Raw genomic sequence first — 12,793 nt, 5'->3', positions numbered from 1 at the left:
CCCAAAAATTTGCGCAGCTGAGCGCATTGTACAGTTCTGCCGTGTTGGTTTCTTATAGAGTGCAACTCATCAGCCCGACACTTTACCTCTGGCATCCTGCGCAACGGAATACAGTGCTTCGGCCCTGAGCCAGTCTTCCTCGGTATCGATGTCCTGCACCCTATAGGAAGGCAGGATTACCGCCCTGGAGTCCCTGGAAAAGATACCTTTCCCCGCGAGAAATCGATCCGGCTTAACCCAATAGAACTGCCCGGCATCGTGGTAAGTGGGCTCAAGGTCCTGTGAGCGTGTAAGCAGGTGCTCCGGCTGCAGCATCTCGACGCCGCCGTCAGGCAGCAGGCGCACGGCACGCTGGATGGGAAACTCGAACGCCGTGGCGCTGAAGGCGAACGATGCGCTTTCCTCCTGCAGCGCTTCAAACCCGTGGGTCAGGTCCTCCGCCCTGATCATCGGCGCCGTCGCGTAGAGGCAGCACAGCCTGTCCAGCTTCACGTCCATCTCACTGTACCAGTCAATGGTGTGGGCGATGACATCGAGAGTGGTACTGTGGTCGTCGGCCAGCGCGTCGGGTCGCGTGAAGGGCGTGTTGGCGCCGAAATTCCGCGCAACAGCGGCGATTTCCTCGTCGTCTGTGGAGACAATAATCTCGTCAAACAGCCCGCTGGCCCGGGCTGCGTCGATGGAATAGGCGATGATCGGCTTGCCGTGGAATGGCTTGATATTTTTGCGGGGTATGCGCTTGCTGCCGCCTCTGGCGGGGATCATGGCGATATTCATTCCGGCTGCCCGAATACCTCACGCAGCGCAGCGATAACCTGCTCCTGTTGGTCCTTGCCCAGGTGGTGATACATGGGCAGGGAGATCGCCTCCCGGTAGTAGGCAGCTGACTCGGGTAGCGGATCGTACTCCACTCCCTGCTGCTGGTAGTAGGGCTGGGTGTGCACTGGGATATAGTGCAGGTTTACCCCTATACCTCGCTCTCGCAGAGCATCAAATATTTCGCGATGGCTCAGCGCAGAGTCGGCCGTATCGATGCGCACGATGTACAGGTGCAGGGATGAGTAGCTGTCTTTCATGCGCCTGGGCAGCTTCAGGGGGAGGTCGGCTAACGCCTGGTCGTAGCGGTCTGCGACGGCGTGGCGCAGGGGAATGAATTCATCAATACGCTGTAGTTGGCTAAGCCCGAGTGCCGCCTGCAGATCAGTCATCCGGTAATTGAAGCCCAGTGTGATTTGCTCATAGTACCAGGGGCCGTGTGCAGGAGCGGTCATCAGTGACGGGTCACGGGTTACGCCGTGGCTGCGCAACAGGCGCATCGACTCCGCCAGCGCCGCGTCGTTGCAGGTGGCCATTCCGCCCTCACCGGTGGTGATTATTTTCACCGGGTGAAAACTGAACACAGTGATATCGGAATAGGCGCAGTTGCCCACCGGCGCGTCACGATATCTGCCGCCGATGGCGTGAGAGGCGTCCTCTATGACGCGAAAACCGTAGCGTGCCGCGAGTTCGGCGAGGCCTGCCATTTCGCAGGACTGGCCACTGAGGTGCACGGGGACGACGATTTTGGGCAAACAGTTGGCTAGCTCAGCCCTGCGTAGTTTGTCCTCCAGCGCGGGCAGAGACAGGTTGCCGGTGTCTGCATCAATGTCGACAAAGTCGACACTGGCGCCGCAGTAGCGTGCACAGTTGGCGGAGGCAACGAAGGTAATAGGGCTGGTCCATAGCCAGTCCCCCGGCCCCAGGTCCAGTGCCAGGCAAGCGATATGCAGGGCCGAGGTGGCGCTGTTGACAGCGACGGCATGGACGGCGCCGGTATACCCGGCGATGCTCTCTTCGAACAGGGGCACCTGCGGTCCCTGGGTCAGGAAGTCCGACTGCAGCACCTCCACCACGGCATCGATATCCGCCTGGGAAATGTCTTGCCTGCCGTAGGGAATCATGCGGGTGCTTCCTACAGCTCGCTGAATTTATCGAATTCGCGAATCTGCGTGATGTCGAGAAAATCGGGATTGTTGCCTGAATTGTATTCGTAGCCCTGGGGCACCGGGGTTCCAGTTTCTCCCAGCTTGTTCTCCGTGTAGTCATAGGCCGCATTGAAAAAAGTAATGCTGGGCCGAATGACGTAGTGGTCGTCAAACTTCAGGGTCAGGTGGGAGTCGTCCGAGGGGCACATGATTTCATGCAGCTTTTCCCCGGGGCGTATGCCCACCACGTGATACGGCGTACCCGGTGCATAGGCCTCTACGAGGTCCTGTATCCTGACGGATGGAATTTGAGGTACGAATATTTCGCCGCCCTGCATTCGCTCGAAGTTCTTCAGCACGAAATCCACGCCCTGTTGCAAAGTAATCCAGAAACGGGTCATTTCCTCGTGGGTGACGGGCAGGCTGTCGGCGCCTTCGGCCAACAGCTTCTTGAAGTAGGGTACGACCGAGCCGCGAGAGCCGACCACGTTGCCGTAGCGGACACAGGCGAACCGGGTCTGGCGTTTGCCCACCATGTTGTTGGCGGCGACGAACATTTTGTCGGATGCAAGCTTGGTGGCGCCGTATAAGTTGATGGGGTTCGCCGCCTTGTCGGTCGACAGCGCGATGACTTTTTCCACGTTGTTGGCAAGGGCCGCACTGATTACGTTCTCGGCCCCGTGGATATTGGTCTTGATACACTCCATCGGATTATATTCGGCAGCGGGCACCTGCTTGAGTGCGGCCGCGTGAATGACGTAGTCCACACCTTGAAAAGCCTGGGTCAGGCGTTCGGCGTCGCGCACGTCGCCGAGGAAATAACGCATACAGGGGTCGTTGTAAACCTGCTGCATTTCAAACTGCTTCAGTTCATCGCGGGACAGAATGATCAGCCGGGCGGGCCGGTACCTATCGAGAATGCTCTTGACGTATTTTTTGCCAAAGGAGCCGGTTCCCCCGGTGATCAGAATCGACTTGTCATTAAACATGAGCAGGTCCTGTGGCCTTGAAAGCGGAATATTTGTGAGTGAACAGGGCGATCTTGGCGATTAAAATCACCGTAAACCCGGTAATCATTGCGTATGGCACCGCGTACACGCCTTTATTGTTTTGCGAGAAAAATAGAGCCCCCAGCAAGAAGGCAAGTATACCAAACAAATGCGAGAACATAATGGATTTATCGGCCCGCAGCGCGAAAAGGCCATAGTGGGGAACCATCCCCAGGCAAAACATGCCAAAGGCGATCAGGGTCATGTGCAGCAGGCCGATATTCTCCGCGTAAATGGTGTGACCGGAGATATTCATCAGGTACGGCGCCAGCCAGATGATCATGGCGATCAGCCCGCCGGTGCCGGCCAGAGTCTGTAGCGCGAGTGAGCGGTAATACTGTGAAAACGCCACCATGTCCCTGCGATTGGCTTTTTCTACCAAACGGGGATAAATGAAGCTGAAGACGGCGGACTCCAATAACCCCACCATGGTTACCGCGATGCCGACATAGAATGTGTAGGCGCCGAGCAACGCGAGGCCGCCGATCTCCTCAACCAAAAAGCGGTCCGCCGTGAACATGCCGCGTAACGCCAGGGTTCCGATAATGTAGGGCAGAGCTATCGCCAGGCCAGTTTTTATCCACTGCAGGTCGCGCCCCGGGCGGGTGATACGCAAACCCTGCCCGGCGAGTACAAAGAGGCCAAACACGACCGACAGTGATGTCCCGAGTAACCATAAGGCAAACACAGTTTCCAGAGTCTGGAGGGCGGGAACCAAAATGAAAATTAATAGCAGTGGCGGTACCCAGGCCGCGGCGCGGATAAAAAATTCCAGGACGGCCTCTAACGGCCTGCCGATGGCGTTAAGCACCCGGTAGACCTCATAGGAAAGATGCTCGGCGACCAGCAACAGGCTGCTAATGGCATAGAGTTTCCAGGACAGTAGGCCATTGAGCACCAGAAGGCAGCCGGTCGGAAGGATCACCGCATAGGCAACACAGTACACGGTTACCTGGTTTTCGAGAATGTGCCGGCGTTGCTCCGGCGAGGCATCGACGATTTTGCGGTTGGCGAAGGCATACAGGTCCAGCCCCGCAATCATTAAACCGTAGTTGACGATCGCGAAGACCAGGCCAAACATCCCCAGTTCCTCGGGCAACAGAAAGCGGGCCAGCGTCAGCAGCAACAGCAGTCGGCATGCCTGGCTCAGTCCGCGCACAGCGAGGTTGATCAGTTGCCTGTGCATGGCGGTTGAGCGCCCCCCACATGTTGGAGAACAGGGGCGGGCCCGTAACGGGAGACCAGGTACGACCAGTACAGCAGGCTCCAGGTTTTGCTTGACTCAATCATTGTGAATAACTGATGAACCCCGGCCTTGAGGCGCAGCGCAGCACAGTCAAACAAGGCAATAACCTGGATTTGCTATCCTGCTTTGCGCACATTGTTGGAGGTCCTTGCAGTAAGTATTGATAGGAGATACAGCTTTACCTTCACTGGCTGCCAGGGATGTCTCCATGGGCGGGGCACCTCAATGCGAGACTTAATGCCGCATTATCTAGCGGGCAGCGTTGGCATTCATGAAGCAGAAAGTAGTCTATATCGGTCCTGATGTCGATGATACGCGGTACCATGACGCTGCCGTAAACCGGGAGTCCGGTGAACTTCGCCGCCCTAGCTGCCAACTTTCAGGCTATTGCTCTGCACGCAGTATTTACTTGAGGAGTCCGCCCGGCAGGCGCGGTAGCAGAGGAAAATGCTTCAGCACATGGTTGGGTTTGAGCAGATTAAACTCTTCAATTTGGTGGTTGCCTGCGCCAGAAGATAACTTGTGTCGACTCAATTTTCAGGACGATTGTTGTTGTCATGACCGGTTTCAGTAGCTACCGTGACGAAGATTTTGGCAACAGGGGTCTTGTACGCACAACATGGGCAAAGAAGTGCACATTCTTGGGTCTCGCGGCATTCCCGCGGCCCACAGCGGGTTTGAGTATCTGGCTGAACATCTCGCAGTCTACCTGGCGAATAACGGCTGGACTGTTACCGTTTACTGTCAAATTTCGGGCAAGGGTGCGGTATATGAAGACCAGTGGCGGGACATCCGTCGCGTCAATATCCCGATTGAGAACGAGGGTGCGCTGGGCACGATTTTTTTTGATTGGAAAGCGACGCTGATCTCAGCCCGTGGCCAGGGGACAATGCTGACGTTGGGCTATAACACCGCCATATTCGGGTTCGTATACCGCCTGCTGGGCATGCGTAATGTGATCAATATGGATGGCATAGAGTATCGCCGGGCGAAGTGGGGTCCGCTGGCCAAAGCATGGTTTTATCTCAATGACTGGCTTGGGTGCTGGCTCGGCAATCATCTCGTAGCAGATCATCCGGAAATAAAAAAGCACCTGGAGACGCGCGTATCGTCGCGAAAAATCACCATGATTCCGTATGGGGCGGATCAAGTCGTGGAACCTGATATCGCGCCACTAGCGGCTCTTGGTCTTCAGCCCAAACAATATTGCACGCTGATAGCAAGGCCCGTTCCAGAGAACTCGATTCTTGAGATTGTCAGCGCTTTCTCGCGCATACAGGCAGGGACCAAACTGCTCGTGCTTGGTGACTACACCCGGGAGAATGAATATCACTGTCGTGTGCTTGATGCTGCGGGTCCGGATGTTGTGTTCCCGGGTGCAATTTTTGACAAGCCTACAGTGCGGGCGCTTCGCTTTCATTCGCGACTGTATATTCATGGTCACACTGTGGGAGGAACCAACCCCTCACTGGTTGAGGCATTGGCCGCCAGATCAGCGGTGTTGGCTCATGATAATCGCTTTAATCGCTGGGTTTTGGGCGGCGCGGCACGTTTTTTTGACGGCGTAGATGAGTGTGAAAGCGTGCTTCGTGAGCTACTGAATGACAACTCGCAGCTCGCATCTATGTCGGATGCAAGCGCGAAGCGGCATCTGGAGGCATTTCAGTGGCCTGCAATTCTGGCGTCATACGAATCACTGCTCTGACCGGGCCAGCGGTTTAATAGGCGTTCTCACTGCGCAGCAGGCTTAGCGGCGTGCGTATGATAATGGCCAGGTCCAGCCACATGCTCCAGCTATTGATGTATTCGATGTCGTAACGAATACGATGTTCCATTTTGTCGTGGGTGTCGGTCTCGCCCCGGAAACCGTTCACCTGCGCCAGTCCGGTGATTCCCGGCTTGACCTTGTGGCGTAGCATGTAGCCAAAAATCTTGTCCCGGTAAGCCTCGTTAAGTGCCACCGGGTGCGGCCTTGGGCCCACAATGGACATGTCCCCCATTAGTACATTGAATAGTTGCGGTACTTCGTCCAGTGAGGTGCGGCGTAGAAAGCCGCCCAGGCGGGTGACCCGAGAATCGTTTTTGGTGGCCTGGACAAAGTCCTCGGTGGTTTCCATCACACTCATTGTGCGGAACTTCCAAACCACAATGGGCTTGCCACTGATGCCATATCTGACCTGCTTATAGAGGGCGGGCCCAGGCGAGGTGAGCCGCACCGCGATGGCGATGAACAGCATCGGGATGGCGAGCAGTGTCAGCGAAACCGTTGATATCACCAGGTCTTCGATACGCTTCAGGATTGGATTAATGCCTTGTGTTGGGCCATCAATAACGCAAACTGTGGGCACATCGCCAAGCGTAATCCAGGTTCCCTGCATGATCTCTGCAGTGTATAGGTCCGGCACCAGAAAAATAGAAACGGTGGAGTCACCCAGGACCTTAAGGATCTTGCTCAGTGTGTCTGTGTCAGACATGGGCACCGAGATGTAGACGATATCCACATCGTCGCCTGCCAGTAACTGGGCGATGTCAGAAACCTTTCCCAGGACTTGTCCCTGTGCCAGAGCTTCCGTTGGGCGCCGGTCATCCAGTTCCACAAAACCCTTGAAGCGGAGTCCGATCGACGAGGAGCAGGCAATGCTTTCGGCAAGTGCCCTCGCATTGTCATCGGTGCCAATGATGATCGCTGAGCGTACCCCGTATCCTCGTTCGTCTATGGCCCTGATGAAGCGCCAGACAGCGAGACGGCTTATGAGCAGAAACACAGGAAGAATGATGGCATAGAGGCCCATGGTAACCCGCGACAGCTCGTGAGTGCTCTTGAAGGCGTAGCCCATCAGTAGCAGTCCCGCCAGAGTCAGGAACCAGGCTACCAGGAGTGAGCGAATTTGTTGCTCTCCGAATTGAACAAAGTAAGGGCGGTAGAGATTGCTAGCCTTGGCGCTGAGATAGAAGATTGGTATCGCCGCGATAGCGGTAATAATGTACTTGTCGTTCCAGTTAAGGTGTCCGTAGTAGAGCCAGAAGGCAAGAGGTAGCGTTCCGCTAACGATTACCGCATCGATCATGCGCTGGTAGAAGTCTACCTGGCTTTGAAACAACTTCACGAATCTCTCACCTCCTCAGGCGTGCAAAATGTGAAAACCCAGAATAGCAGAGCTGGTATGACATAGAGTATCGCGCGATTAAGGGTAATATACGTAATCGCATGGTAGTGATAGCTTGAAACAAAGAAGACGACAAAGTAGAAAACGAAAATGCCGGTGAGTATCAGTCCCAGCGTGCCCGGCCTTCGCCAGTGTATTGCATTGCGCAGACGCCACAGAATGCCGGCAGTCACCAGATACCAGAGCAAGTTCCAGTTTCCCATCGAATATAGTGACCTCAGTACCGGCGTTGTCACTTCAGGGTGGAACTGGAAGTCATAGACTACAAACCGACCCAGCTGAAACCCGGCGGTGCCCACGTTGACCAGTCCCAGACCAGGCACCTCCACCCGCACGCCCATTATCACACAATATGCCACCAGGCCGGCCCCGGCGAGAATAATCACTGATTCCGTTTTCCAGGAGAGCTTCAGCCATTGCCGTATTGTTCCCAGTAGCAATATCAGGCCCAGAATAATACCGGGGTTCTTCAGTTGTATGCAGATCAGCGCCATCAAGAGCACAATGAGAGTCACACCAGGAGCAGGCTGCTGTTCCCGTAGATGGAGCGCGATGGCACCGATGCTGAAGGCAGACGCCAGCCACAGGTCAGCATATCCAGCTATGACCGCATGAATATTCAGGAAGGGGAGACTGAGTAGCAAGTAGCATGCGCCTGCCGATAGCAGAGTCGGCACGCGGCGCATCCGCAAGAAGCCATACAGCGCCAGGCCAGTGCTCAGCCCTGCCAGAAGCCAGGGCAGTTGCAGCAGTGGGTGGTCCCAGGTGCCCGCGCCTAGCATGTGCCACAGGAATATCAGCGGCACCATTTCGGGGTATTCGGATGCTGGCGGATTGCCCAGCGTGTAGGGTTCTGCCGCGTTGCCGTGCTGTAACCACGTTGACGGGTTGACGAATTCAGTGAGTTCACCCTGATGAAACCAGACTACGGCTTTGGGGGCCCAGTTCATCATTGCGTCCCATCCGAAAAGCGGTTGTTCAATGACAATGCCCAGGATGGTGAAGTAGCGCCAGCCCATGAGCAGAAATAACAGGGCAATCAGTAGCTTGCCTGTAATAGAGACGCTGTCTTCCGGAGTAGTGTACGGAACCTGGCGGGGTGTCCGGTCCACTGCGAACAGGGCCAGGACCAGGCCAAACCCCGCAAGGACTGTGGCTACCATCGCAAAGCTGAGCGGTATACCCAGCGCGTCTACACCTCGAATCGCCAGTGTTGAAAACCATGCCCCAAGAAAGTACCCCATGCCTGCCACGACTGGAATTCGCCCCGGTATGCCTTTGGGAATCAACAATAGTGCGCCGGAGATGCCGGCAAGCCACGGCAACAAGATCGCCAGGGCCAAACCGCTTATTGAGATTGCCGGCTCACTCATAGCGGCGACTCCGCCACCACCTGGTAAAGTTTGCCCAGGGGGTGGCTGTGCTTCTGTTGCACCGGCAAAGTCAAGCCGTTGCCCCATGTGAAAGTGCCCCCTGCGGCGTCAATATTCAGGCCCGGAATGTCGCCAAGCACCAGAAGGAAGTCGCCCGGGACGATACCATTAACCGGGGGAAACAGGCCGAAGTTATATATATTGTGGGGTAGCAGGTAGTACTGCGTTTTCAGGCGCTGGTAATCGTGCTGTACGGAATCATGCAATATGAAGATGCGAGCGGGCTTTATTGGCAACACTTCTCTTTTGATCTGCATTGCATGTTCATAGTACTCGCTATCGATATCCCGCAGATGGCGGGCCTCAATGCTTTTGCCCTGGAACAGGTGTTGAGTCAGGCCCAGGTGTGTCGTTAGCTGGCGCTGCCACAGCAGGTCTAAAAGCATCCAGCCAAACAGTATCACCAGCAAGAAGGAGGCGAAGGGTGGTGGACGCCAGAATAGCCTCGCCAGCAACAGCAGGGCCAGCCCCAGGGCACTCCAGCCTGCGGCAATAAGTACCGGAGACAGTGCCTTTGCCGAGAAGCTTGCCGGCAACCAATTGATGGTAGTCTGGTCGAAATTACGGAAAGCCGTCCATTGGCTGATGAGGCTTTGCAGTGCTGGGGCGGCCTTTCCACCGGGTTCCAGGGTCATTCCTGAGAAAGTCGCGGGAAAGGTTGTGGTCCTGCTTTCCATTATCAGTCCGATTTCTGCGATATCACCCTGCCAGCCCGGAAAGTGCTTCATATCAAGGGTGTTCCCAGGTAATCCGAGCGCGGGGAACGGCTGACTATGGAATTCATCTGGTTGTTCGATAGAGCGCCAGAATAGCGTTAACTCCCGCGCCGCGTGGGGCGGGTCAACCGTCAACGAAATATATCGATACTTTTCAGTGTTGATGGTTTGCAGGCTGCTGAGAATGGCCCTTTGGTAGTTGTCTGGCTGCATGCGGCCGCTGACCACCAATTTGCTGCCCTCGTTGCGCGCCCTGCCTACAACAGCGTGAAATTCTGATGCACTTAATAATCGCTGCGGTTCGGACTCGGGTGAATTGAGGAGTAAATAGCAAACCGAAGCAGCAGACAGCAGCAGGCCCGCGACAATCATTGCGACAAACGCATATAGGACTGATCTGGCTGAAAGGCTGTTCATCGAATCTGGGATATTCGGTCCTCGGGGCGGTCTGTATGGGGCGTCTGCAATGCCCGTCGGGACGCTTCATTGAAGATCTGGCCGCAGAAAGATTGTAATAGCGCCATGGAATTGGAGTTGGGTAGATGGCGGTGGTGAATGTAGCAGAGTCCACGAGATGTTCGCAAATCAGGCTTGTTGCGGTTCGCGCCAACGGTTGGGACGCGCGCTGACCCGCTGGCGAACCTCCAGGGCCCCGTAATCTGTACAGCACGGCCCGTGACTTGTTAGACTCAAGTCCGCGCGCCTCCCGTGGCGTCGACAACAAATATAAGAGACAAAACAGGAGAGCACAAAGATGCACTTTGTCTGTAAATCTGCAATTGCCGTTTCCGTGGCAGCCGCTAGCGGCCTCGCCAGTGTTCACACTTACGCCCAGGCGCTTGAAGAAGTCGTTGTTACGGCGACCAAACGGGTAGAAGGCCTGCAGGATGTGCCTATCGCCATCAGTGTGATGAGTGGCGAGGCCATCGAAGAGCGCGGCCTGAGCAGTCTCGAGGACCTCACCGTTTACATGCCGAATATCCACGTAGCGGAGGGCGGTGCAGGTACCCAGCTTTTTATCCGTGGCATCGGCTCGGGCATCAACTACGGTTTTGAACAGTCCGTGGGCACGTTTATTGACGGCGTGTATTACGGGCGCGGACGCAGTGCGCGGGGCCGGTTCCTCGATATAGAGCGTGTGGAAGTTCTAAAAGGACCGCAGTCCACGCTGTTTGGCAAAAACACCATCGCCGGTGCAATCAACATTACCACGGCGCGCCCCACCGATGAATTTGAATCCTATGTCGACCTGAGTTACCGCACCGAGTATGACGGCTTCGGTATAACCGGCATGGTCTCTGGTCCGATCACCGACAGTCTCCGCGGCAGGGTAGTGGCCAAGAAATATGATGATGATGGTTATGTCGAAAACAAGGCCCGGGGTGGAAAGGACGGCCCACAGCAGGACAATCTCGCGGTTCGCGGTTCGCGGTGTGCTGGACTGGGACGCCACCCAGAATCTTAACTTCCTGTTGAAAGCAGAATATAACCGCAATGACGTGGACGGCAGGCAGCAGGTGATTTCACGGGCCAGCCCGACCGCAACGGCGCTGTATCAGGGGTTTGGAGACCCCGGTTTCAAGGCGGGTTTTGATTACGAACAGTACGACCTGAACTTTGAGGAGCGCGGCCTGTTTGACGACACTGACTCCAGCGTAGTGCAGTTAACCGCTGAATGGGCGCTGGGGGAGCATACGCTGCGCTCTATCACCGCTTACACGGAATACGAATTTACCAATGAGCTTGACACAGACTACAGTCCACTGCGCTTCCTCAATCGAGGCCGTACCGAAGAGTTCGAGCAGTTCAGTCAGGAGTTACTCTGGTCTTCTCCCACCGGCGGCTTCGTCGAGTATTTGGCAGGCGCGTATTATCAGACTGAAGAGCTGAGCAACGATCGCCATACATTGGTGATTTTCAGTAATGTCCCACCCATTGAATCCCAGATATTTTCCAATCCGGCACTGGCACCCCTGAATTTGCCATCGACCTCTATCGACGGCGATGGTAAGAACCAGTTTGAGCAGGATACCGATTCCTGGTCCGTGTTTACCGAGTTCACCTGGAATCTTACTGATGCACTGCGGCTGACCACCGGTATTCGCTACTCGGAAGATGACAAGGATGCAAAGAAAGTCGGCACTCTGGACAACCTGAGCGGTCTATTGGACGACGGTTTCTTTGGATTCCTATGGGGTCCGGCGGCCCTCAATCTGGCAACGGCGCATGAATATGAAAAGTCTCGCTCCGAGGACCACACGACAGGTAACGTAAACCTTCAGTGGGATGCGACTGATGAGATTATGCTCTATGCCAACTGGGCCAATGGTTACAAAGCAGGCGGTTTCGATGAGGACAATAGTTTAGGCCGAGAGTTTGATGAAACTCTGGGTCGCGACGTCTCTACTTTCGAAGACGAGGAAGTCGACTCCTGGGAAGTGGGTGCCAAGATCATCCTGATGGAGGGTCGTGGAAGACTTAACATGGCCTATTTCCAGAGTGACTATGAAGATGTGCAGGTGAGTACCTTTGACGGCAACGCCGGTTTCGTGGTGGGTAATGCCGCTGAGACCGAGGTGGAGGGTTTTGAGGCAGATATCGAGTTTGCTGTCACCGATGCGCTCATTGTCAATGCTGCTGCAGCGTGGCTGGACGCCAGCTACAAGTCCTTCGCCGACGCTGCGTGCAACGAAGACCAGTTTCAGGAACACATAGCAGAAACGGGTGGCCGCGCTGGCTGTGTACAGGATTTGTCCGGTGCGCCACTGCAGTTTGCACCTGATTATACGTTTAACCTGGGGGTCCGTTACGACACGGCGATTAGCGACTCGTTGGATCTCGGCCTGGGCGTGGACTATTTGTGGTCGGACGACGTGGTGGTGGCAAATGACCTCGACAAGGAACTCATCCAGGATAGCTATGACAAGTGGAATGCGCGCATCTCACTGGCGGCCAGCGATGGCAGTTGGGTGGTTGCCTTGATCGGCAAGAACCTGGGTGACGAGAAAACCTTTACCTGGGGTAATGATGTGCCGCTGGCAAACTTTGGTTTCTCGAAAACCTATTTCAAGCAAATTGACCCGCCGCAGACCTTTGAACTGACAGCGCGCTACAATTTCTAAGCCCGATTCTGGACCAGGATCCGCTGCAAGCCCGGCTCACGAAGTGATCCGGGCTTTTTTACGTGCTGGATTTGCACGCGCCGAATAAAATCTTCC

General features: G+C 55.5%; 10 protein-coding genes. 3 read left to right on the top strand and 7 right to left on the bottom strand.

Annotated elements, in window-relative coordinates; translation table 11 throughout:
• Positions 1–69: 69 nt before the first annotated feature.
• From pseF to C0039_RS03275, 4 genes are read right to left on the bottom strand one after another with little or no spacing between them, the layout of a single operon-like run.
• Positions 70–777, bottom strand: a complete 708-nt coding sequence (gene pseF, locus C0039_RS03290) for a pseudaminic acid cytidylyltransferase (RefSeq protein ID WP_101517228.1) — start codon at positions 775–777, stop codon at positions 70–72.
• Positions 774–1,940 carry a UDP-4-amino-4,6-dideoxy-N-acetyl-beta-L-altrosamine transaminase gene (gene pseC / locus C0039_RS03285; RefSeq protein WP_101517227.1) on the bottom strand — a complete coding sequence of 389 codons (1,167 nt, stop codon included), beginning with the start codon at positions 1,938–1,940 and terminating at the stop codon, positions 774–776. The genes pseF and pseC overlap by 4 nt, the downstream gene beginning before the upstream one ends.
• Positions 1,941–1,951: 11 nt before the next feature.
• Positions 1,952–2,953: a UDP-N-acetylglucosamine 4,6-dehydratase (inverting) gene (pseB, locus tag C0039_RS03280; protein ID WP_101517226.1), complete on the bottom strand. Its 1,002-nt coding sequence runs from the start codon at positions 2,951–2,953 to the stop codon at positions 1,952–1,954.
• Positions 2,946–4,199 carry a lipopolysaccharide biosynthesis protein gene (locus C0039_RS03275; RefSeq protein ID WP_101517225.1) on the bottom strand — a complete coding sequence of 418 codons (1,254 nt, stop codon included), beginning with the start codon at positions 4,197–4,199 and terminating at the stop codon, positions 2,946–2,948. Before C0039_RS03275 ends, pseB begins: the two co-directional genes overlap by 8 nt.
• A 679-nt stretch (positions 4,200–4,878) precedes the next feature.
• Between C0039_RS03275 and C0039_RS03270 the strand changes: the two genes are divergently transcribed.
• A complete protein-coding gene (locus C0039_RS03270) occupies positions 4,879–5,964 on the top strand; it encodes a DUF1972 domain-containing protein (protein WP_076000547.1) in 1,086 nt (361 codons plus the stop codon).
• A gap of 13 nt (positions 5,965–5,977) precedes the next feature.
• Here C0039_RS03270 and C0039_RS03265 read toward each other — a convergent pair whose 3' ends face one another.
• Genes C0039_RS03265 through C0039_RS03255 form a run of 3 tightly spaced genes read right to left on the bottom strand, consistent with a single transcriptional unit; the run spans position 5,978 to position 9,947 of the window.
• On the bottom strand, positions 5,978–7,366 hold the full coding sequence (locus tag C0039_RS03265) for an undecaprenyl-phosphate glucose phosphotransferase (RefSeq protein WP_101517224.1): 1,389 nt from the start codon (positions 7,364–7,366) through the stop codon (positions 5,978–5,980).
• Positions 7,363–8,799, bottom strand: a complete 1,437-nt coding sequence (locus C0039_RS03260; protein ID WP_101517223.1) for a hypothetical protein — start codon at positions 8,797–8,799, stop codon at positions 7,363–7,365. Before C0039_RS03260 ends, C0039_RS03265 begins: the two co-directional genes overlap by 4 nt.
• Complete coding sequence (locus C0039_RS03255; RefSeq protein WP_101517222.1) at positions 8,796–9,947, bottom strand: hypothetical protein; 1,152 nt, start codon at positions 9,945–9,947, stop codon at positions 8,796–8,798. The genes C0039_RS03260 and C0039_RS03255 overlap by 4 nt, the downstream gene beginning before the upstream one ends.
• 382 nt (positions 9,948–10,329) lie before the next feature.
• Here C0039_RS03255 and C0039_RS03250 point away from each other — a divergent pair, with 382 nt between their 5' ends.
• A complete protein-coding gene (locus C0039_RS03250; protein ID WP_101517221.1) occupies positions 10,330–11,040 on the top strand; it encodes a TonB-dependent receptor in 711 nt (236 codons plus the stop codon).
• Positions 11,009–12,697 (top strand): TonB-dependent receptor, encoded by a 1,689-nt coding sequence (locus tag C0039_RS03245; protein WP_165787022.1) that lies wholly within the window; start codon positions 11,009–11,011, stop codon positions 12,695–12,697. Before C0039_RS03250 ends, C0039_RS03245 begins: the two co-directional genes overlap by 32 nt.
• Positions 12,698–12,793: the final 96 nt, after the last annotated feature.

Source organism: Pseudohalioglobus lutimaris, from assembly GCF_002866825.1.
Lineage (GTDB): Bacteria > Pseudomonadota > Gammaproteobacteria > Pseudomonadales > Halieaceae > Halioglobus > Halioglobus lutimaris.
This window is presented reverse-complemented; position numbering and strand designations above follow the sequence as displayed.

Bases quoted from the DNA above. Each gene is read 5' to 3' on its own strand.
- pseF (WP_101517228.1), bottom strand. From the start codon at position 777: ATGAATATCGCCATGATCCCCGCCAGAGGCGGCAGCAAGCGCATACCC.
- pseC (WP_101517227.1), bottom strand. From the start codon at position 1,940: ATGATTCCCTACGGCAGGCAAGACATTTCCCAGGCGGATATCGATGCC.
- pseB (WP_101517226.1), bottom strand. From the start codon at position 2,953: ATGTTTAATGACAAGTCGATTCTGATCACCGGGGGAACCGGCTCCTTT.
- C0039_RS03275 (WP_101517225.1), bottom strand. From the start codon at position 4,199: ATGCACAGGCAACTGATCAACCTCGCTGTGCGCGGACTGAGCCAGGCA.
- C0039_RS03270 (WP_076000547.1), top strand. From the start codon at position 4,879: ATGGGCAAAGAAGTGCACATTCTTGGGTCTCGCGGCATTCCCGCGGCC.
- C0039_RS03260 (WP_101517223.1), bottom strand. From the start codon at position 8,799: ATGAGTGAGCCGGCAATCTCAATAAGCGGTTTGGCCCTGGCGATCTTG.
- C0039_RS03255 (WP_101517222.1), bottom strand. From the start codon at position 9,947: ATGATTGTCGCGGGCCTGCTGCTGTCTGCTGCTTCGGTTTGCTATTTA.
- C0039_RS03250 (WP_101517221.1), top strand. From the start codon at position 10,330: ATGCACTTTGTCTGTAAATCTGCAATTGCCGTTTCCGTGGCAGCCGCT.